Raw genomic sequence first — 21,118 nt, forward strand, 5'->3', positions numbered from 1 at the left:
CCCTCGATGACGACCTCAACCCCGTTCTCGACCTCCGCCGGCAGCGGCCGGCGCTCAGGTGGTCAGCCCTCGCGCGGGCCGTCCACGGGCGACCCGACCAGGAACTGCGAGTACGCCCCGATGGTCAGGAAGGTCGGGAAGTCCTCGGCGAGGGCGACGGCCCGGAACACGTGCGCGGCGTCGTCGACCCGGTTGCCCTCGCCGCGCGGCAGGTCGTCGACGACCTCGGCGAGCAGCGCCTCGACGCGGGCCCGGGTGATCGGCACGCCGTTGTCGGTGCGTGTCCCGGACGCGATCCACTGCCACACCTGCGAGCGGGAGATCTCGGCCGTCGCGGCGTCCTCCATGAGGTGGTCGATCGCTGCGGCTCCCACGCCCCGCAGCCACGACTCGATGTAGCGCACGCCTACCGAGACGTTGGACCGCAGCCCGGCCGCGGTCACGGTGGCGCCGGCTCGGCGCACCGACCCGATGTCGAGCAGCTCGTGCTGCCCCACGCTCACGTCGTCGCGCAGTCGCGCGACCTGGTGCGGCCGGTCTCCCAGCACGGCGTCGAACTCGGCGCGCGCCGCGGGGATGAGGTCGGGGTGCGCGACCCAGGTGCCGTCGAACCCGTCGCCGGCCTCGCGCCGCTTGTCCGCGCGGACCTGCTCGAACGCCTTCTCGGTCACGTCGGGTCGGCGGCGGTCGGGGATGAACGCGCTCATGCCGCCGATCGCGTGCGCCCCGCGCTTGTGGCACGTCGCGACGAGGAGCTCGGTGTAGGCCCGCATGAACGGGGCGGTCATGGGCACCTGCGAACGGTCGGGCAGGACGTACTGGTCGCCGCGCGTGCGGAACGACTTGATGACGGAGAACAGGTAGTCCCAGCGGCCCGCGTTGAGCCCGGCGCAGTGGTCGCGCAGCTCGTGCAGGATCTCCTCCATCTCGAACGCGGCGGGCAGGGTCTCGACGAGCACGGTCGCGCGGATCGTGCCCTGCTCGATGCCCAGGTACTCCTGCGCGAACACGAACACGTCGTTCCAGACGCGCGCCTCGCGGTAGCCCTCGAGCTTGGGCAGGTAGAAGTACGGTCCGCGGCCGCGCTCGACGAGCTCGCGCGCGTTGTGGAAGAAGTACAGCCCGAAGTCCACGAGCGACGCCGACGCCGAGACCGCCACCCCCGCGCGGTCGACGTAGCGCAGGTGCTTCTCGATGAGGTGCCAGCCGCGGGGCCGGAACACGATGGTCGGCAGGTCGGTCAGCTCGGTCGAGCGCAGCGCGTACTCCTTGCCCTCGGGGGAGGTGAACGCGAGCGTGCCGCGGATCGCGTCATGCAGCGCGAGCTGGCCCTCGACCACGTTGCGCCACGTGGGCGACGACGCGTCCTCCTGGTCGGCGAGCCACACCTTGGCGCCGGAGTTGAGGGCGTTGATCGCCATCTTGGGGTCGGTGGGGCCGGTGATCTCGACGCGGCGGTCCTCGAGCCCGGGGGCGCCGTGCGAGCCGGCGACCTGCCACGACGGGTCGTCACGCACGGGCCGGGTCGCGGCGCGGAAGTCGGGGTCGATCCCGTCGGCCACGTCCTGGCGGCGCTGCTGGCGGTCCATGAGCAGCCCGTGGCGGGCGGCCAGGAAGCGGTCGTGCAGCGCGGTGAGGAAGTCGAGGGCGCCGGGGGTCAGGATCTCGCGGTAGCGCTCGCCGAGAGGCCCGGTGACGTCCAGGGTGCCCGACGGCGTCGCGCGTCGTGCGTCGTCGTCGCGCCCTCCGCGGGGGCCGGGGGTGGGACTGCCGGACGAGGTGCGTGACGTCGTCGGGCCGGAGGAGTGGGTCGTGAGGGTGATGGGCATGGCGTGCTCCGATGGTCTGTGCCGCGAGACGGAGGGGAGTCGTCGAGGGAGAGGGCCGGAACCCTCTACCTCGACGCGGGACCTCCACCTCGGCGAGGCGGGGCGGGGCTTAGTGGAACTGGGCGGTCTCGGTGGAACCGGCGAGCGCGAGGGTGGCGCTGTCGGGGTTGAGAGCCGTGGCGACGCGGTCGAAGTAGCCGGTGCCGACCTCCCGCTGGTGGCGGGTGGCCGTGTAGCCGTCGGACTCGGAGGCGAACTCGGCCTCCTGGAGCTCGACGTAGGCGCTCATCGCGCGGTCGTTGTAGCCGCGGGCGAGCTCGAACATGGAGTGGGACACGGCGTGGAAGCCGGCCAGGGTGATGAACTGGAACGCGTAGCCCATCGCGGCGAGCTCCTTCTGGAAGCTCGCGATCTGGGCGTCGTCGAGGTGCTTCTTCCAGTTGAACGACGGCGAGCAGTTGTACGCGAGCTTCTTGTCGGGGTACTGCGCGTGGACGACCTCGGCGAACCGGCGGGCCAGCTCGAGGTCGGGCTCGCCCGTCTCGACCCAGATGAGGTCGGCGTACGGGGCGTACGCGAGGCCGCGCGAGATGACCGTGTCGATGCCGGGACGTGTCCGGTAGAAGCCCTCGGCGGTGCGCTCGCCCGTGAGGAACTCCTGGTCGCGCGGGTCGACGTCGGACGTGATGAGGTCCGCGGCGAGCGCGTCGGTGCGGGCGATGATGACGGTCGGGACGCCCGCGACGTCCGCGGCGAGGCGGGCCGCGTTGAGCGTGCGGATGTGCTGCGCGGTCGGGACGAGGACCTTGCCGCCCAGGTGGCCGCACTTCTTCTCGGACGCGAGCTGGTCCTCCCAGTGCACGCCCGCGGCGCCCGCCTCGATCATCGAGTGCATGAGCTCGTAGGCGTTGAGGGGCCCGCCGAAGCCCGCCTCGGCGTCGGCGACGACGGGCGCGATCCAGTCGCGCTCAGGCGTGCTGAGAGGTGATTCGGCGGTCTCGATCTGGTCGGCGCGCAACAGGGCGTTGTTGATGCGGCGCACGACGGCCGGCACCGAGTTCGCGGGGTACAGCGACTGGTCCGGGTAGGTCTGGCCGGACAGGTTGGCGTCGGCCGCGACCTGCCAGCCGGACAGGTAGATGGCCTTGAGGCCCGCGCGGACCTGCTGCACGGCCTGGTTGCCGGTCATGGCGCCGAGCGCGGCGACCCATTCCTCGGTGTGGATGAGGTCCCACAGCTTCTCGGCGCCGCGGCGGGCCAGGGTCCGCTCCTCGCGCACCGAGCCGCGCAGGGCGACGACGTCCTCGGCCGTGTAGTCGCGCTGCACGTCGGACCAGCGGGGGTCGGTCGCCCAGGACAGGGCGAGGTCGGCGGCGGTCTGTCGCTGGTCGCCGGGTCGTGAAGGCGTGTGCCCGGGGGTGTGGCCGGACGGTGCGACGGGGGCCGTGACGTCCTCGGTCCGGGAGGTCGCGGACGCGCGGGGCGTGGCGTACTCGTTCTCGGAGCGGCGGCTGATGATGGGCGGGGTGGTCACGGGGTGCCTCCAGAGCTTCGTTGCGTGCGGTGGTACTCGTTCCGGCGTGCCGCCCGGATGAGCGGTGGCCGTGGAACGACCTTCCTTCGCCGCGCAAGGGGTCCGCAAGGACTTCTTCGGCAGAAGAAATGCACTTCTTCTGTTGTGCGCAAGGAGTGGCGTGTGTCACCCTCAGTCATGGCATCTGACGCGCAGTCAGCACAGAAGTTCCTCGGACGGCAGGGCGGGGCGCCTGCGGGCGGCACGCTGCCCGTCGAGGACGAGGCCGACGCCCTCACGATCGGCCGTCGTGTCCGGCACCTGCGGACCGAGCGGGGCATGACGCTCGACGAGCTCGGGGCCGCGATCGGCCGGGCGCCCTCGCAGGTCTCGGTGATCGAGAACGGGCGCCGCGAGCCCAAGTTCTCCCAGCTCCAGGCCATCGCCCGCGCGCTCGGGGCCAGCGTCGAGGACCTGCTCTCGGCCGAGCCGCCCACGCGCCGCGCGGCCCTCGAGATCGAGCTCGAGCGTGCCCAGCGCGGCCCGCTGTTCGCCTCGCTCGGGCTCGGCGCGGTGCGGGTCGGCAAGTCGCTCCCGAGCGACGCTCTCGAGGCCATCGTGGGCCTCCAGCGAGAGCTCGAGCGCCTGCACACCGAGCGGGCCGCGACCCCCGAGGAGGCCCGCCGTGCGAACACCGAGCTCCGCGCGACCATGCGCGCCCAGGACAACCACTTCCCCGAGCTCGAGACGACCGCGCGTGAGCTGCTCGACGGCGTCGGGCACGCTCGCGGTCCCATGTCGCAGCGCGTGGCCGCGGACCTCGCGACGCACCTGGGCTTCTCGCTGCACTACGTGCACGACCTGCCGCACTCGACCCGCTCGGTGATCGACCTGCGGCACCACCGCGTGTACCTGCCGAGCACGGGAACGCGCGCGTCGAGCGACCCGCGCTCGGCCCTGCTCCAGGCGCTCGCGTCGCACGTGCTGGGCCACCACGAACCGCGCGACTACGGCGAGTTCCTGCGCCAGCGCGTCGAGGCCAACTACCTGTCGGCCGCGCTCCTGCTCCCCGAGCGCGATGCCGTCAAGCTCCTCAAGGAGGCCAAGGACGCGCGCGAGATCTCGGTCGAGGACCTGCGCGACGCCTTCTCGGTGTCCTACGAGACCGCGGCTCACCGGTTCACGAACCTCGCCACGACGCACCTGGGCATCGGGGTGCACTTCATGAAGATCCACGAGTCGGGGATCATCCACAAGGCGTACGAGAACGACGGCGTACGCTTCCCCGCGGACCCCCTCGGGGCTGTCGAGGGGCAGTACGTGTGCCGCAACTGGACCGCGCGCACGGTCTTCGCGGTCGAGGACCGGCTGAGCCCGTTCAGCCAGTACACCGACACCCCGACCGGCACCTACTGGTGCACCTCGCGGGTCCAGGACTCCGACGACGGCCAGTTCTCGGTGAGCGTCGGCGTGCCGTTCGGGCACGTCAAGTGGTTCCGCGGGCGCGAGACGACCGAGCGCACGGTCTCGCGCTGCCCCGACGAGTCGTGCTGCCGTCGCCCGCCCGCGGCCCTGACCGAGCGCTGGGCGGACCGGTCGTGGCCGAGCGCCCGCCCGCACGCGAGCATGCTCGCCGCGATGCCGGTCGGGGCGTTCCCGGGCGTCGACCAGACCGAGGTGTTCCGGTTCCTGGAGTCGCACGCCCCGGCGCTGCGCTAGGGGTCAGCCCAGGCGCGGGAAGACCGGTGTCGGGGTGCCCACACGGTCGGGCCCGGCCGTCTGGGCGCCCTGCGGGGAGCCGAGCTGCTCGCGCAGGCGCGCGGCGCCGTCGGGCACGAACGGCGAGAGCTCGACCGCGACGACCCGGCACGCCTCGACGAGCCGTGCGAGGACGAGGTCGAGCAGCACGGCGGCGCCCTCCTCTCCGGCGCGCTCGCGGGCCGCGAGCTCCCACGGCTTCTCCGCGTCGACGTACCGGTTGGCCGCGTCGACGATGCGCCGGACGGCACCGGTCGCGGCGCGCAGGTCGGCGTCCGCGAGGGCCGCGTCCACGGCCCTCCCCACCTGCCCGACGGCGGCGCTCAGCTCGTCGGGGCCCGTCGCCCGGTCGTGGGGGAGCGCGGGCACGCGGCCGTCGCGGAACCGGTGCACGAGCGTGAGCGTGCGGTTGACCAGGTTCCCCACGCCGTGTGCGAGCTCGTCGTCGTGCCGGGCGACGAGGCGCTCGGTCGTGAACTCGGCGTCTCCCAGGAGCGGGACCTCGCGCGCGAACCACCACCGCAGGGCGTCGGTGCCGTACGCGTCCACGAGTCCGACGGGGTGCACCGCGGTGCCCGCCGACTTGGCGAGCTTGGCGCCCCCGGCCGTGACGTAGTCGTGCACGTGGATCGTGGTGGGCAGCGGCTCGCCCGCCGAGAGCAGGAGCGCGAGCCAGTAGACCGCGTGGAAGCGCGTGATGCCCTTGCCGATCACGTGCACGCGCTCGTCGCCGCCTGCCCACCAGGTGCGGTAGTCGTCCGCGGAGCCCGGGGCGGCGGGGTCTGCCCCGTAGCCCAGCGCCGTGACGTAGTTGGTCAGCGCGTCCCACCACACGTAGACGACCTGGGACGGGTCCCCGGGGACCGGGACGCCCCAGCCGTCCGAGCGGGACGCGGGTCGCGAGACGCTGAAGTCCTCGAGCCCGGCGTCGAGGAACGCGAGCACCTCGTTGCGCTTGGCGGCCGGGTTGATGCGCACGCGTCCTGAGACGATCGCGTCGCGGACCGCGTCGGCGTGGCGGGACAGCCGGAAGAACCAGTTCTCCTCGACCACCCGCTCGGGCAGCGGCAGGTGCTCGGGACAGCGCCCCGACGCGTCGAGCTCGTCGGGGGAGTAGAACTGCTCGCAGCCCGTGCAGTACAGGCCCTCGTAGGAGCGGCGGTAGAAGTCCCCGGCGTCGGCGCACCGTCGCCACAGCGCCTCGACGCCGGGGCGGTGCCGGGGGTCCGTCGACGTCGACAGGAAGTCGTCCGTGGACAGTGCCAGCGCAGGGCGCAGCGCACGGAAGTCCTCGACGTGCTCGGCGACGAACTCCCCGACCTCGCGGCCCGCTGCTCGGGCCGCCGTCACGTTCTTGAGCGCGTGGTCGTCGGTGCCCGTGAGGAAGCGGGTCGGGCGTTCGCGCAGGCGCGCGTGGCGGGCCAGGACGTCGGCCTGGACGAGCTCGAGCGCGTGGCCCAGGTGCGGGTCGCCGTTGACGTAGGGGATGGCGGTCGTGACGTAGAAGGTGGGCAGGGCGGGCGTGCCGGCGGGGGTGGTCTGCGCGGTCATGGTGGGAGTCCTCTCGGGGACGGCGGGCACCCTCGACGGGTGCTGTGGCGCCTCGACCGCACCGGGCCCGGACACACGAAAGGCCTCGCTACGGCGAGGCCTTGGGTGGTGGAGCGTGTCAGCGCATCACGAAGGGCCCCGGGTGGGGCGCATCATGACGGTCGACGAGCTGCTCATGCGTCGACCCTAGCAGCGGGGTGCATGTGGCGTCATGGCAGGAGCTGGCGCTGGAGCGCGTCGGTGGCCCAGTCCTGCCACGCGGGGGGCGTCCAGCCGCCGTCGAGCACGAGCGTCCCGTACGTGTCGGGGCCGAGCAGGGTGTACGTCACGTCGGCTGCGGTCGGGGTGCTCGTCCGCAGGCGCGCCTTGTCGGCGAGCGCGGCGGTGAGGGTCGCCGCGACCGTGCGGCGCTGCGACTGGTTCGCCGCCCACAGGACCCCGAGCTCGGGCACGGCGGGCGAGGCGTCGCGCAGGACCCTCAGGAGCGGGGCGACGCGGTCGAGCACGGCGCGTGCTCCGGCGACGTGCAGCGCGAGGTGGACGGTGGCGTCGGGCTCGGCGAGGACGGCGCGCGCCCAGGGGCGTTCGAGCGTGGCGACGTCGTCGTGGTCGCCCGCGACGCTCACGTCGAGGAGCTCCTTGAAGAGCGCGTGCTTGGTGCCGAACGTGTAGTAGATCGTCTGGGTCGCGACCCCCGCGGCGCGCGCGACGTCCTCGACCGAGGTGCGCGTCCAGCCGTTCTCGACGAACAGCCCGCTCGCCGCGTCGAGGATGCGGGTGCGGGTCGCGCGGGCCTTCTCGGCGCGGGTGGGGGACATGAGGCTCCTGCTGACGACCGTCGACGATTGACTGTAGTGAGACTACAGTGATATTCACTAGAGCATGACTCTAGTGAATTCTCCGGCTGTCCTCGTCGTGGGTGGCTACGGGGCGGTCGGCTCCGTCGTGTGCGAACGGCTCGCCGAGGCCGTGCCAGGACGCGTGGTCCCCGCCGGTCGCAACCTCGACGCAGCGCAGGCGCTCGCCCGGCGGATCGGCTCGGCGCGTGCCGAGCGGGTAGACCTCGCCGATCCCGCGACCCTCGACGCGGCCCTCGACGGCGTGGGCCTCGTGGTCCTGGCCGTCGAGCCCGGCGACGACCGCGTCGCCAGGGCCTGCCTCGGGCGCGGCGTCTCGCTCGTGGACGTCTCGGCGTCGCGGTCCCAGCTCGAGGCGACCGAGGCCCTCGACGAGGCCGCCCGGGACGCCGGCGCCGCAGCCGTGCTGAGCGTGGGCGTCGCGCCCGGGCTCACGAACCTGCTCGCGCGTCGAGCCCACGACCTCGTGGGCGGCGCCCAGGAGATCGACCTCGCCGTGCTGCTCGGAGGCGGCGAGGCGCACGGCGCGGACGCGATCCGCTGGACGGTCGACGGGCTGGTCGGCCCGCGCACGGGTGAACCGGACACGCCGGGGGCCCCGGGTGGTCCGAGCCGGGAGGGCACGTCGCGCGGTGGCGCACGGGCGCCCGACGGCGGCGCGCGCCAGGTCCTGCTGCCCGGCTTCGGGAGGCGTACCGTCCACCCGTTCGACTTCTCCGACCAGCACGCCCTGCGCCGCACGCTCGACGTGCCGCGCGTGACGACGCGGTTCGCGCTCGACTCCCGGGCGCTCACCGCGGTGCTGTTCGGGGCGCGCCGCGCGCGCCTCCTGCGAGCGCTCCGCAGCGAGCGCGGACGCCGGCTGCTCGCGGCGGTGTTCGGGGCCGTGCACGTCGGGGGAGCCCGGTTCGCCCTCGCCGCGACGGCCCGCGACGGGGAGCGTGAGGCGCAGGTGTCGCTCGTCGCGCACGGCCAGGGGCGGGTCACGGGACTGGTCGCGGCCGAGGTGGCGCTCGCGGTCCTCGCCGGGCAGGGGCCGCCGGGCGTCCGGCACGTCGAGCAGGTCGACTCGCTGGCCGATCTTCCGGAGAGGCTCGCGGCAGCCGGGGGAGAGGTGGGCCTCGAGCTGTTCGTCGACGGTGTCGCTCAGTCGCCCGCGGTGGTCCCGCTGTCGCGGGAGGTCCACAGCGCGAGCCAGTCCTCCCACGAGGGGCCGGGGGTCAGGTCGGCGGAGTCGGGGGCGGCGGCGTCCGCCGTCGAGGGCGCTGGCGCGGCGGCCTGCGCGAGCCCAGCGAGCACCAGGCCGAGATAGCGCAGGTGGAGGGCGTCGGCCTGCTCGCGGGGCAGGGGGAGGGGTGGGCGCAGGTGGGTGATGAGCAGCATCAGGTCCGCCGGGGTCAGGGCGTCGGGCACGAGGCCGGCCGCGCGGTCCGTCGCGAGCACCTGCTCGAGCGCCTCGTGCAGCGCGGCGGACGCGGCGTCGACCTCAGGCGTCGCGGGCGGGTGCTCGCCCGAGGAGATGATGAGCGGGCCGAACGACTCGAGGATGTGCCGCCGCAGGAAGGTCTCGACGGCGCCGGACGTGGTGCTCTCCCCGGCGTCGATGCCCTCGGTGCACTCGCGCGCGATCTGCGCGAGCTCGTCGATCGCCGCGACGTGCAGGGCGCGGACCAGGGCGCTCTTGGTGCTGTAGCGGCGGTAGATGCTGCCGACGCCCACTCCTGCCCGCTCGGCCACCTGGGCGACCGTCGCCTCGGGACCGTGGAGGGAGAAGACCTCGCGCGCCGCGACCAGCACGTTGCGGTCGTTGGCGAGGGCTTCGCGCTTGCGACCGGCGAGCGGCGGCGAGGTCGGGTCCTGGGGCATGTCTTCACGGTAGCCGTCGTGGGTGCTACTTTGGAACGGAACGGAGATTCCGTTCCGATCCATTGCCCGCCGGTTCGCCGGCCACCGACCGAGAGCCGTGCCCGTGACCCGTCCTGCCCCCACGTCCACCGACACCCTTCACAGCACGGCGCCGTCGGCCCCGCACGACGAGAGCGACTCGGGAACGCCGGCCCGGCCGGCTCTCATGATCCTGGCCCTGTCGACCGCGGTCCTGGCCTTCTCGCTCATGCAGACGCTCCTGGTGCCGGCCCTCCCGACGCTCGGGGAGGCCCTCGGGTCGGGCCCCCAGGGGACGGGGTGGATCCTCACGGCCTTCCTCGTCGCGGGCGCCGTGCTCGCCCCGGTCGTCGGCTCGCTCGGTGACCGCTACGGGCACCGTCGGGTCCTGGTCGTCACGCTCGTCGTCTTCGCCGCGGCGACCGTGGCCGCGGCTCTCGCACCCAGCCTGGGCGTCCTGCTCGCGGCACGCGTGGTCCAGGGCGTGAGCACCGCGACCTTCCCGCTGGCCCTCGCGATCTCGCGTCGGTCGCTCGACGGTCGGCACCTGGTCACAGCCCTCGGGTGGCTGTCCGGGATGGTCGGGGTCGGGGCGGGCGTGGCGCTCGTCCTGGGCGGCCTGATCGTCGAGTCGCTCTCGTGGCACTGGCTGTTCTGGTCGACCGCGGCCCTGGTCCTCGTCGCGCTCGCGATGGTCCTCGCCTGGGTCCCGGCGGTGCGTGTCCGGCCCGAGGGACGCGCGACACGCACCGACTGGGCGGGGACGCTCCTGCTCGCGGGAGGTCTCGCCGGGCTGCTGCTCGCCGTCTCCCAGGGCCGGTCGTGGGGGTGGGCGTCGCCGCTGACCTGGGGCGTCGGGCTCGCCGCGGTCTGCGCCCTGGTCGTGCTCGTCCTGGTCGAGCTGCGGTCGGCCGCGCCCCTGGTCGACGTGCGCACCTTCCGCAACCGGTCGCTCGTGATCACGAGCGTCCTGACCCTCGCCCTCGGGTTCGTGCCCTACGTGTTCTACGTGAGCCTGCCGCTGATCCTCCAGGCGCGGCCCGACGCCGGGTCGGGGCTCACGGTCACGCAGACCGGTCTGGTGCTGCTCCCCAGCGCGGTCCTGGTGTTCGTGGGCGGACGTGTCGCCCCGGCGCTGAGCATCCGCTTCGGTGCCAAGTCGCTGGCGATCACGGCCGTGCTGGTCATGGTCGTCGCGGGGGTGGGGCTCGCGGTCTGGCCTGGCCAGATGTGGGCCGTCCTGGTGTTCTTCACGGTCCTCGGGCTTGGCAACGGGATCGGGTTCGCGGTGTGCGCACAGCTCGTCACGATGCTCTCGCCGGCCGACGAGGTCGCGGCGGCCACAGGGCTCAACGCGGTGCTGCGCACGGTCGGGTCGGCCGTCGCGGCACCGGTCACGACCGCGCTCCTGGCAGGCGCCGTGGCCCAGGGCGGGATGGTCTCGTCGACGACACCGTTCTCGGCGGCCTTCGGGCTCGCTGCCGCCGTGGGTCTCGTCGCGCTGGTCGTCGCCACGGCGCTGCCGTCGGCGCGAGGGGCCGCCGCTCGCCCCTGACCGGCGTGCTCACCCACGACAGCCGACGGCGGCCCGCACCCCGAGAAGGTGCGCGCCGCCGTCGGGCAGGAGAGCGGCTGCCTCAGCCCGTCGAGCTCGACGCCGCCGGCTGCTTGGTCAGCATCTGCTCCTTGAGCCGCGCGGTGTCCGCGTCCGTCCAGCCGGCGGGGGCGTTGAGCGCCGACCAGCCGTCGGCGTACTCGAGGTAGTACACGTGCCCGTGACCTGCGGGGATGTCGGAGGCGGCCGCGACGAACAGGTCGCCCGTGAGCTGCCAGAACGTGACGAAGGGTCGCCACTGCACGGCGTCGAGCACGTCGGGGCCGCGCGGCTCGCGCATCCAGTCGGGTTCGGACCACAGGGTCGTGGGGGACCACCAGGTGACGCCGTCGGACGCGTGCTGGACGTAGACGACGCGCGGGGTCTCCCACGTGCCGGGCACGGACCAGACGTTCGCGGCGCTCGAGACCTCGGTGCCCCAGCGGATCTGGCGTCCTTCCTCGTAGACGGGCGAGTACTCGGGCGAGCCCTGGTCGCGGTTCGTGGTGAAGTACGTCCAGTTGGGCGTGAAGTTGGGCGTACCCACGAACATGGCGCCCTCGGTGCGGGTCGTCATGTCCTGCAGGCCGCTGAAGGCACCCTGCGCGCCGAACGAGCCGAGCGAGATCCCGAAGGCCATGAGCTTCGGCCGGGAGTCCTCGGGCTGCTGCGCCCAGGCCTCGTACACGGCCTCGTAGAGGGCCTTGCCCGCGTTCGGCGGGGTGCTGCGGTCACCCACGAAGCTGATCCAGCTCGGCAGGTACGAGTACTGCATCGAGGCGATCGCGGTGTCGCCGCCGTGCATGAGCTCGAGCGAGTTGCTCATGCCGGGGTCGACCCAGCCGGTGCCCGTGGTGGTGGCCACGACCAGGACCGACCGGTCCCACGCGTTCGTCCGGTCGAGCTCGTCGACGACGCGCTGCGCGGTCGCGTCGAGGTCGCCCGCAGGGTCGAGGCCCGCGTAGACGCGGATCGGGACCTGGACGTCCGCCGGGTCGACCACGTCGCCGCCTGCTGCGAACTCGGCGAGCTCGGCCTGGGTCGGGCCGAGCGTCACGAAGCGTCGCCCCTCGGCGCCGAGCGACTCCCACGACGAGCCGGACTCCGGGGAGCCGGACCGCTCGGGTGAGGTCGGTGGGGAGAGCTTCGGGTCGATCTGCTCGTTGGCGCTCGCGTAGACGTTGTTGAGCAGGTGCAGCACGCCGGCCCAGATCACGCCGTTGAAGAGCAGCACGACCACGACCGCGACGATGACCCCGCTCAGGAAGCGGGCGATCGGCTTGGGCATGATGTTGTCGACGACCAGGCTCACCCACTGCGCGACGCGACGCAGAGCTCGGCCCAGCTGCAGGACGCCGATCGCGATGAGAAGGGCCACGAACACGGTCGCGACGTCGTTGGCGGGCGCCTGCTCGGGCATGCCGAACAGGGCGCGCAGCTCGTGCTGCCAGCGCGCGCCCAGGACGAGGAACAGGGGGACGAGCACGAGGGTCGCGGCGCCGAGCACCCACCACGCGATGCGGCTCACGCGCGGGCTCCAGCGGATCCGCAGCCCGACCTTGAGGGCGAACCACTCGACGAACGCCCCGATCCCGTAGCCGCCGACCATGCTCATGCCCGTGATGAGCGCCTGGTAGTACCAGGCGCGGGGGATGAGCGAGGGGGTCAGGGAGTAGCAGAAGAAGAGCAGGGCCAGGACGAGCCCGGTCGTGGAGAAGCGCCGTGCGTAGTGCTGGAGCCACGCCCATGCCCGACGGCGCAGCGGGGGTCGGGCGGGCCGCTCACCTCTCGGGGACGCGTCAGGTCGGGCCGACGTTTCCGGGGTGGCTCCGGGCCCGGCGACGTCCTCCGCAGCCGTCGCGATCCTGGTGCTCGGGGCGGTCTCCGACTGGCGCGGGGCGTCTGGCGTCACGGGTGCGATCGTACGGGGCTGGCAGGATCGCGCCACCGAGAGCGTCGCGGGCGGGTCGTGGGGCTCAGGGCAGGTAGCCACCGATGAGCGCGTCGACCCACGCCTGCTTGTCCCCGCCCGAGCAGTCGCTCGTGTAGTTCACCCAGGAGGCGCCGAAGCGGATCGCGACACAGTCCGCGACCTTCTCGCTCGCGTTGGAGCCGAAGGCACCCGCGAGGAGACCGTCGATCTGCGACCACGACATGCCGTGCGCCGCCATGAGCCGGCCCTGGTAGATGTGCGCCATCTCGTGCCGGATGACGTCCTTGGTCTTCGACGGCTGGCCGGCGAGCCGTGACGCGTTGACGAGGATCGTCGAGGTGTTCCCCTTCCATACACCGCCGAGGTGGCCGGAGAGGCCAGGGTCGTCCCACGAGAGCGAGACGCCGCCGTTGCCCGGAAGGCTGCGCAGGGTCGCTTCGCCGATCTCCTGGATCGACTGCGAGGGGGCTGCGGGCGCCGGCGAGGAGGTGGCGGCCCCCTGCGGGGCCGCGGTCACCGTGTCCCTCGCCGCCTTCGCCGCTGCCGCCCTGTCGGCGGCGGCCTGTTCTGCGGCCGCCTGCTCGGCCGCAGCTTGTTCTGCCGCGGCCTGCGCGGCGGCTTGCTCTGCGGCCGCCTGCTCGGCCGCGGCCTGCTCTGCTGCCGCCTGTTCGGCGGCAGCCTGCTCCGCCGCTGCCTTCTCGGCCGCGGCCACCCGGGACCGTTCGTACTCGAAGCTCGAGATCGCCAGGCGCACCTGGGCGTCGAGGCCCTCTGCGTGCTCGACGGCGTCGCGGAGACGTGTGAGCCCTCGGGCGAGGAGGGGGCTGGGCGTGCGTGCCGTGCTCGCGGCCTGCACGTCGACCTCGTCGACCGCGCGGCGGAGGGCGTCACGAAGGCCTTCGTCGACCTTCCCGGCGGCCCGTTCGACGGTGCGGGTCGCGCGTTCGACGAACCTGATCGCCTTCTCCTGGGCGTTCGCGCGCTCGGTGTCGCCGGTCGCGGCGGCCGAGGCGCCGGTCGTGGTCGCCGCCGGGTCGCGGGGGATCGCGGCGGTCCCGCTCGCGAGCGCCATGACGAGCGCCACTCCGAGGAGCCGCGCCCCGAGCGTCCGACGTCGTCGGGCCCGCTCGGCGCCCGGTGACGCCCCGCACCGGCACCGGTTCTCGTCGCACCCGGCAACGCACGTGCGGTCGGCGGTCGGGGTCAGAGAGTCGCGCATGCTCTCTCAATGCAGTTGCCTCGGGCGTCAGCAGGTCTCCGTCGGACGGTCGCTGACGGAGACCTGCCGGGTCAGCGCTCGTCGTCCGCGGCGTCGCCGATGTACGTCGAGATGTCGTCGGGCAGCCCGTCCTCGTTCATGTCGTCGGAGCGCTTGCGCCGGGCGTCCCAGCGCAGCGCGGCGGCGGCGAGCAGCGCCGAGGCGACCGAGGCGAGGAGCACCGCAGCCTTGGCCGACTCGGTGTGCCCGGAGTCGGGGAAGGACAGCTCGGCGATGAGCAGGGAGACCGTGAAGCCGATGCCGGCGAGCAGGCCCACGGGCAGCAGGTCGCGGACACCGATGCCGGGAGCGAGGCGCAGCGGCGTGAGCTTCGTGACGAGCGCCGTGACGCCGAGCACGCCGATCCCCTTGCCGACCACGAGGCCGACGATGATGCCGATGGCGACCGGCTGACCGATCATCTCCCCGACCCCGCCGCCGTCGACCAGCGAGACGCCCGCGGCGAAGAACGCGAAGATCGGCAGAGCGATCCCCGCGGAGATCGGCTTGACGCGGTGCTCGTACTGGTGGGTCCGGGAGGTCTTCTCGCCGTGGATCGCGAGCGCGGGGACCATGAAGCCGAGCAGGACGCCCGCGACGGTCGCGTGGATTCCGGACGCGTGGACCAGCGCCCACACGACGAGGGCGAGCGGCAGCAGGAGCCACCAGTGCGTGCGGCGGCGGCGCACGAGGAACGCGAACAGTGCGACGCCCACGAGGGCGAGGCCCAGCGGCGCCCAGTGCAGGGTCTCGGTGTAGAAGACGGCGATGACGATGATCGCGAGCAGGTCGTCGACCACGGCGAGCGTGAGCAGGAAGGTGCGGATCGCCGTCGGGAGGCCGCGGCCGAACACCGCGAGGACCGCGAGCGCGAACGCGATGTCGGTCGCGGTCGGGATCGCCCAGCCGTGCACGGCGTCCGCGCCGCCGCCCCACAGGGCGACCGTGACGTAGAGGATCGCGGGCACGACCATGCCGCCCACGGCCGCGAGCATGGGCACGCCCGCCTCGCGAGGGTTGCGCAGCGACCCGGCGACGAACTCCTGCTTGAGCTCGACGCCCACGACGAAGAAGAAGATCGCGAGCAGGCCGTCGGCGGCCCACGTCGACAGCGACAGGTCCAGGTGCAGCGACGCGGGGCCGACCGTGAAGGCGGCGAGGTCGAAGTACGCCGCGCGCCAGGGCGAGTTGGCCCACAGCAGCGCGAGGATCGCGGCCCCGATGAGGAGCGCGCCGCCCGTGGTCTCCCGGGTGACCCAGCGCTTCCAGCGCCGCCCGGCGCTCGGCCGCTCGGCCGTCGCGAGGGGCAGAGCACCCGACGGCGTCGCTCCCGTGGAGGGCGCCGGCTCGCCCGTGCGGGGAGACTCGTCGGGGGTGGGGGTGTGCTGCTCGTGCGTGCTCACAGGTCTCCTGTGGTTGAGGGGTCGTCGACGTCACGCCGACCAGACTTCCCGGCACACCAGCCTCCCATCCTACCGGGCGGCCGGCCCGGCCGGTGGAGCCGTGGCGCGCGTCAGCACTCCGGAAGGAGGACCTCGCCGGACCGGAAGTCCGCCGAAAGGGGGATGTCTCGGGCATGCGAACCACGGGAGGCTGACCGTGTGCACGAGAAGATCCATGAATCCTTGACCACGGACGCCGTCTCCCACGACCCCACGGAGACGGTCGTCGGGGCCGTCTCTGGTGAGACCCGCTTCCTCCGGGTCGTCCTGCCGATCCTCGGCGCGGCGGCAGGCGTCGGGCTGCGCTGGCTCGCCGCCTGGATGGCGAGCCTGCCCTGGATCCCGTGGCAGGGGCTGGCTCGTTCCGTCGACGCCCTGGCCGACGTGTGGGGCACGTGGGCCCTCGTGGGGCTCGGTGCCCTCGGTGCCGTCGTCGGGGCGTGCTTTGCGCAGCACCTCGTGGAGAACATGGGCCGGATCGCGGTCACGGGCACGGGAGCGGGGTTCAAGGACAAGGACACGCTCGAGACGGTCGGGCGCGCCGAGGTGACCGACGTGTTCGTCGAGGGCACCGAGATCGTGCTCCTGCGCGGCGGCCGGGAGCTCCACCGGTGGCCCGCGGACCTGCCGACCCGGGAGGTCGCGGCGGCGTTCACGGGTCACGGCTGGCCGTGGCGCGACGGCGGGGACCCCTTCCGTGCTGCGTACCGCCGCTGGGACGTCGGCGACGACACGCTGCCCGCCGGCGCCGACGCGCTGCTCCGTGCACGGTCAGGTCTCCTCGAGGCGGGCAAGGAGGCGCACGTCCGGGACGTGCGGGACGACCTCGCGGCTCTCGGGGTCGTCGTGCGCGACGAGGGCACGGTCCAGCACTGGCGCCTGGTGACCGACGGCGCCGGGGCCGGGGCGATCGGCGTCGAGCGCCGCGCCTGATTCCCGCGTCAGCCCACGGCGTCCACGAGCGCGGCCAGCCTGGTCACGGTGTTCCAGTTCCTCGCCGTGCCCCACACGCCGAGCGCCCTGAGCAGGACGGCCGGCGTGAGCTTCGAGGGACCGACCCCGCCTTGGAACCACGTGTAGCTCACGGGCCCCGACCACGCCATGTGCGTGATGCCGTAGCGAGCGGGGTCGAAGGCCTCGACCCGGTCGGGAGCGGGCGGGTGCGGGTGGAACGTCAGCAGCAGGTGGGACGGGTCCTCGCGTGCGGCCTCGTCGAACGGGTTCGCCGCGATCGCGGCCGCCAGGTCCGCACCGGTCAGCGTGAGCACGTCGACGTCGAGACCCAGGCGGTCGGCGAGGCCGGTCCGCACGAGGTGCGTGACGTCGTCGGGTCCCGTCGCTCCCGACGTGCCCGGGGCCACCACCAGGTTCCCGCTCGCGAGGAGCGTGCGTGCCCCCGCGAACCCGGCGTCCTGCGCGATCGCGCGCAGGTCCGCCGACGGGACCTTGCGACCGCCACCCACGTTGACGCCCCGCAGCAGCACCGCGAACCCCGACGTCACGCCTCAGCCCAGCAGGTTGCGCGCGGAGGCGGGCATCGTCGGAGAGGTCGACGCGACGGGCACCGGGGGACGCACCACGCAGCGGAAGCCGATGTGGCTCGTCGCCGTGTCGACCGCCTGCGGCGAGCGGGCCGCAGGCCGGTAGCGCAGGCAGTACTCCGGCGCGCACAGGTGCGAGCCGCCCTTGAGGGCCTTGCGGGGGATCGTCGACCCGGGCTCGGCGCTCGCGGCGGCGCGCGGGTCGACGTCGGTCGCTCCGGACCCGACGGCCGCGCCGTGCGCGCTCCGGGCCTGCCCGGCGCTCGGCGAGCAGCACGCGGGCATCTCCACCGTGAGCGCGGACCGGGCCGCCTCGACCTCGGCCGCGGACCGGGCGTCGGCCGCATGGTTCGGGGTGTAGAACGACGTGGTCCACTCCCACACGTTGCCGATCATGTCGACCAGCCCGAAGCCGTTCGCCGGGAACGTCCCGACGGGGCTCGTCCCGACCCACCCTGCCGCTCCCGTGTTGCGGTAGGGGAACGAACCCTGCCAGTGGTTGGCGAGGAGCTCGCCGTCGGGCCGGTACTCGTCGCCCCAGGCGAAGCGTGCGCCGTCGAGCCCTCCCCGGGCCGCGTACTCCCACTCGACCTCGGTGGGCAGCGAACGGCCCGCCCATGCGGCGTACGCCTGCGCATCCTCGAACGAGACCTGCACGACCGGGTGGTCCTCGCGACCCTCGATCGAGCTCCCCGGACCGTGGGGGGCGCTCCACCGGGCGCCCGGCTGCCAGCGCCACCACTGCCGCCAGTCCGAGAGGTCGACCGGACCCGTGGTCGGGGTGAACACGAGCGCGCCCGGCACGAGGTCCTCGGTCGCGACGCCGGGGTAGTCGGCGGGGTCGAGCGGGCGCTCGGCCACCGTCAGGTAGCCCGTCGCGGCGACGAACGCGGCGAACTGCGCGTTGGTCACGGGGTGCTGCTCGATCTCGAAGGGCGCCACCGCGGCCTCGTGGACGGGCCCCTCGTCGGGGTAGAACTCGCTCGAGCCGCGGTGGAACGATCCAGCGGGCAGCGCGACCAGGGGCGAGAGAGCTGCGCTGTCGCCCCCGCGGCCGCGAGGCGTCTCACGTGCTGGTCCTTCTGCCGAGAGGGCTGCCGGTGACGTGCCCGCGGTCGTGTCCATGCGTCTCCTCGTGTCGAGCTCGTTCTCGATGCTGCCCGGTGCCGTCGGTGGGCGGGCCCCCGGTGCTCGCGGGGCCATCGGTCGCACGGCCCGACGGGCACGCTGACCTGCGGCGACGCTCGGCCGGCCGGGACCGGACCTGCTTCCCCCCGACCCTAGCGCCGGGGACCACCCTCCGTCTGCCCCGCGGTGCGGCCAGGTCGGGTCGTCGGACGGGCTCCGGGCGTGGTGCGTGACGCCGCTCACGACCAGCCGGCACCCCTCGACCTGATCGTTGCCCGAGGCGTATATTCCAGCCGGAGTATTCCACCAGGAACGACCACGAGGAGGCGACACATGGCACGCAAGGAGCTCTCTGCCGCTGCGCTGCTCCTCCTCGGGCTGCTCCACGAGCGACCCATGCACCCGTACCAGGTCCACCAGACCCTCAAGCAGCGCGGGGACGACCGGCTCGCGAGCATCACGCCGGGTTCGGTCTATCACTCCATGGACCGCCTCGCGTCGGACGGCCTCGTCGAGGCCGTCGGTACCGACCGTGACGGGAACCGCCCCCAGCGGACCACCTACCGGCTGACCGACACCGGACGCGAGGCCTTCGCGGCGCGCACGGCCCTGCTGCTCGGCGAACCCCGGCAGGAGCACCCCGGCTTCCCGCTCGCGCTGTCGCAGGCCCACGCGATCGACCGCTCGGGCGCGGTCGCCGCGCTGCGGGCACGGCGTGCCGCGATGGCCGAGGAGCTCACCGCCTGGTCCCGCAGGTACGACGTCGTGCGGAGCCACGGCCTGCCCCGTCGCCTCCTGCTCGACGTCGAGTACGACCTCCACCGGATCGAGTCCGAGCTCGCGTGGCTCGACGGCCTGCTCGCCGAACTCGACTCCGGCGCCCTGGACTGGGACGAGCCCGTCCCGCAGTCCTTCCGCGACTTCGTCGCCGCCCGTTCGCGGGCGCAGGCCACGGACTACGTGCCCTGACCTGCCGCCGGGATCGCGCCCGGCAGCGGCTGCTCGCGCAGCCTCCTGAACACCACTGCCCTTCTTCGACCTCAGAGGACCCCATGACCCCGACCCCTCCTTCAGGGAGCCTGCCCGCGACCGGTACCACTGCCTCCGCAGAGCCGTCGGACCCTGCCACGCGGTCCGCCACGGCCACCGCGCCCGCTGGGCCGCCTGCCGACTCGCCGGCCGGCCCCCCGCTCGTCGACCTCGGCGGGCGCAGCCCGTGGAGCATCCTCCCGGCCCTGTGCCTGGGCTTCTTCATGATCATGGTCGACACCACGATCGTGAACATCGCCGTCCCCACGCTGGTCGACACGTTCGACACGACCCTGACCGCGGTCGGCTGGGTCAACAGCGCCTACCTGCTCACGTACGCGGTGCTGCTCCTGCTCGCCGGTCGCCTGGGCGACCGCTTCGGCCCCAAGCCCGTGTTCGTGCTCGGCCTGGTGGTCTTCACGCTGGCCTCGCTGTGGTGCGGGCTCTCCGGCTCGGTCGAGATGCTCATCGTGGCGCGCGCGGTCCAGGGTGTGGGCGCCGCGCTCATGACCCCGCAGACCATGTCGATGATCACGCGCGTCTTCCCGCCGCGTCAGCGCGGTGCCGCGATGGGGCTATGGGGAGCCGTCGCGGGCGTCGCGACCATCGCGGGCCCGCTGCTCGGCGGCGTGTTCGTCGAGACGTGGGGCTGGGAGTGGATCTTCTTCGTCAACATCCCCGTGGGCGTCGTGGCCCTCGTCCTGGCGCTGCGGAGCCTGCCGTCGCTGCCGACCAACAAGCGCAGCTTCGACATGGTCGGCGTCGCGCTCTCGATCGTGGGTCTGTTCCTGTTCGTGTTCGGCCTGCAGGAGGGCGAGACCTACCACTGGGGCACGGTCGTGGGACCGCTGAACATCTGGACGATCATCGGCCTGGGCGTGCTGGTCCTGGCGGCCTTCGTGCTGTGGCAGCGCCACCTCGGTGAGCGCGCGCTCCTGCCGCTCACGCTGTTCCACTCGCGCAACTTCTCGCTCGCGAACGTGTCGGGCATGGCCGTGTCGTTCGGCATGATCGGGATCTTCTTCCCGCTGACGATCTTCCTCCAGTCGATCCTGGGGCTCTCGCCCCTGGAGGCCGCGCTCATCAACCTGCCCGGTTCTCTCGTGTCGGGGGTCGTGGCGCCGTTCGCAGGCCGGCTCTCCGACCGGGTCCCGGGCAAGTGGGTCGTCGCGACCGGCTTCGCGCTGCTCACGGCCTCGGTCGTGTGGCTGAGCGTCGCGGCCACGCCCGACGCGAGCGCCTGGTCCATCGTCGCGCCCATGACGCTGTTCGGGATCGGGACGGGCGCGCTCTTCTCGCCGCTCGCGAACCTCGCGACGTCGGGGCTCGACCACCGCACGGCCGGCGCGGGCGCGGGCGCGTTCAACACGTTCCGCCAGGTGGGCGGCGTGATCGGCTCGGCCGCGATCGTCGCGACGCTCACGAGCCGGCTCTCGGCGACCCTGCCGGCCGCCGCGCGCGACGCGTCGGCGGGGCTGCCCGCGGAGTTCCGTCAGCAGTTCGTCGACGGCTTCGCCGCGGCGGGCGGCGCGTTCACCGGGGGAGCGCAGCACATGGAGCTCCCCGCAGGCATCCCGCCCGAGGCGGCCGCTCAGATCCGCGAGGCCGCGACCACGGCCCTGCACCAGGGGTTCTCGCTCGCGGTCGGTCAGACGCTGCTCGTCACGGCAGGCGTCCTGCTGATCGGGCTCGTCGCGGCGCTCGCCATGCGCGCGACGCACGTCGCGCACGCGGACTGAGGCCCAGGTCCGAGCGCACCTCTGAGCCGACCCACCACGGACCCGGCCCGCCGCCGGCCCGC

15 protein-coding genes and 1 pseudogene are annotated in these 21,118 nt (G+C 73.4%); 6 read left to right on the forward strand and 10 right to left on the reverse strand.

Features of this window, described 5'->3' with window-relative positions; translation table 11 throughout:
• Positions 1-62 precede the first annotated feature (62 nt).
• Complete coding sequence (gene aceB, locus H9652_RS18550; protein ID WP_191798173.1) at positions 63-1,829, reverse strand: malate synthase A; 1,767 nt, start codon at positions 1,827-1,829, stop codon at positions 63-65.
• Positions 1,830-1,938: 109 nt separating this feature from the next.
• On the reverse strand, positions 1,939-3,363 hold the full coding sequence (gene aceA, locus H9652_RS18555; RefSeq protein WP_318244271.1) for an isocitrate lyase: 1,425 nt from the start codon (positions 3,361-3,363) through the stop codon (positions 1,939-1,941).
• A gap of 177 nt (positions 3,364-3,540) precedes the next feature.
• Between aceA and H9652_RS18560 the strand changes: the two genes are divergently transcribed.
• Entirely contained in the window at positions 3,541-5,061 is a 1,521-nt protein-coding gene (locus H9652_RS18560; protein ID WP_191798175.1) for a helix-turn-helix domain-containing protein, read from the forward strand.
• 3 nt (positions 5,062-5,064) lie between these two features.
• Here H9652_RS18560 and metG read toward each other — a convergent pair whose 3' ends face one another.
• Positions 5,065-6,651 carry a methionine--tRNA ligase gene (gene metG / locus H9652_RS18565; protein WP_191798177.1) on the reverse strand — a complete coding sequence of 529 codons (1,587 nt, stop codon included), beginning with the start codon at positions 6,649-6,651 and terminating at the stop codon, positions 5,065-5,067.
• Between the two features lie 209 nt (positions 6,652-6,860).
• Entirely contained in the window at positions 6,861-7,469 is a 609-nt protein-coding gene (locus H9652_RS18570) for a TetR/AcrR family transcriptional regulator (protein ID WP_191798179.1), read from the reverse strand.
• 64 nt (positions 7,470-7,533) lie between these two features.
• Here H9652_RS18570 and H9652_RS18575 point away from each other — a divergent pair, with 64 nt between their 5' ends.
• The gene (locus tag H9652_RS18575; RefSeq protein ID WP_191798181.1) at positions 7,534-8,820 is read left to right on the forward strand and encodes a saccharopine dehydrogenase NADP-binding domain-containing protein; all 1,287 of its coding nucleotides are present in this window, start codon (positions 7,534-7,536) and stop codon (positions 8,818-8,820) included.
• 359 nt (positions 8,821-9,179) lie between these two features.
• Here H9652_RS18575 and H9652_RS20000 read toward each other — a convergent pair.
• A pseudogene (locus tag H9652_RS20000) lies at positions 9,180-9,437 on the reverse strand (helix-turn-helix domain-containing protein); the annotation flags it as partial.
• 40 nt (positions 9,438-9,477) lie between these two features.
• Here H9652_RS20000 and H9652_RS18580 point away from each other — a divergent pair.
• Positions 9,478-10,947, forward strand: coding sequence for an MFS transporter (locus H9652_RS18580; RefSeq protein ID WP_318244272.1), 1,470 nt, complete (start codon positions 9,478-9,480; stop codon positions 10,945-10,947).
• Between the two features lie 82 nt (positions 10,948-11,029).
• Here the strand turns inward: H9652_RS18580 and H9652_RS18585 are convergent, their stop codons facing one another.
• The 3 genes from H9652_RS18585 to nhaA form a co-directional block, all read right to left on the reverse strand.
• Positions 11,030-12,898 (reverse strand): alpha/beta hydrolase, encoded by a 1,869-nt coding sequence (locus tag H9652_RS18585; RefSeq protein ID WP_191798183.1) that lies wholly within the window; start codon positions 12,896-12,898, stop codon positions 11,030-11,032.
• A 64-nt stretch (positions 12,899-12,962) separates the two neighbouring features.
• Positions 12,963-14,138, reverse strand: a complete 1,176-nt coding sequence (locus tag H9652_RS18590; protein WP_191798186.1) for a hypothetical protein — start codon at positions 14,136-14,138, stop codon at positions 12,963-12,965.
• Positions 14,139-14,209: 71 nt separating this feature from the next.
• Positions 14,210-15,580, reverse strand: a complete 1,371-nt coding sequence (gene nhaA / locus H9652_RS18595) for a Na+/H+ antiporter NhaA (RefSeq protein WP_318244273.1) — start codon at positions 15,578-15,580, stop codon at positions 14,210-14,212.
• Between the two features lie 198 nt (positions 15,581-15,778).
• Here nhaA and H9652_RS18600 point away from each other — a divergent pair, with 198 nt between their 5' ends.
• On the forward strand, positions 15,779-16,552 hold the full coding sequence (locus tag H9652_RS18600) for a YqeB family protein (protein ID WP_191798187.1): 774 nt from the start codon (positions 15,779-15,781) through the stop codon (positions 16,550-16,552).
• An 8-nt stretch (positions 16,553-16,560) separates the two neighbouring features.
• Here H9652_RS18600 and H9652_RS18605 read toward each other — a convergent pair whose 3' ends face one another.
• Together H9652_RS18605 and H9652_RS18610 are read right to left on the reverse strand one after the other, a co-directional pair.
• A complete protein-coding gene (locus tag H9652_RS18605; protein WP_191798189.1) occupies positions 16,561-17,121 on the reverse strand; it encodes a DUF1697 domain-containing protein in 561 nt (186 codons plus the stop codon).
• Between the two features lie 3 nt (positions 17,122-17,124).
• A complete protein-coding gene (locus H9652_RS18610; RefSeq protein ID WP_225228472.1) occupies positions 17,125-18,183 on the reverse strand; it encodes a formylglycine-generating enzyme family protein in 1,059 nt (352 codons plus the stop codon).
• 438 nt (positions 18,184-18,621) lie between these two features.
• On the opposite strand from H9652_RS18610, the gene H9652_RS18615 reads away from it, so the two are divergent.
• Entirely contained in the window at positions 18,622-19,257 is a 636-nt protein-coding gene (locus tag H9652_RS18615) for a PadR family transcriptional regulator (protein ID WP_191798193.1), read from the forward strand.
• A gap of 83 nt (positions 19,258-19,340) precedes the next feature.
• A complete protein-coding gene (locus H9652_RS18620; RefSeq protein WP_191798195.1) occupies positions 19,341-21,056 on the forward strand; it encodes a DHA2 family efflux MFS transporter permease subunit in 1,716 nt (571 codons plus the stop codon).
• Positions 21,057-21,118 lie beyond the last annotated feature (62 nt).

Source organism: Oerskovia rustica (assembly GCF_014836555.1).
Lineage (GTDB): Bacteria > Actinomycetota > Actinomycetes > Actinomycetales > Cellulomonadaceae > Oerskovia > Oerskovia rustica.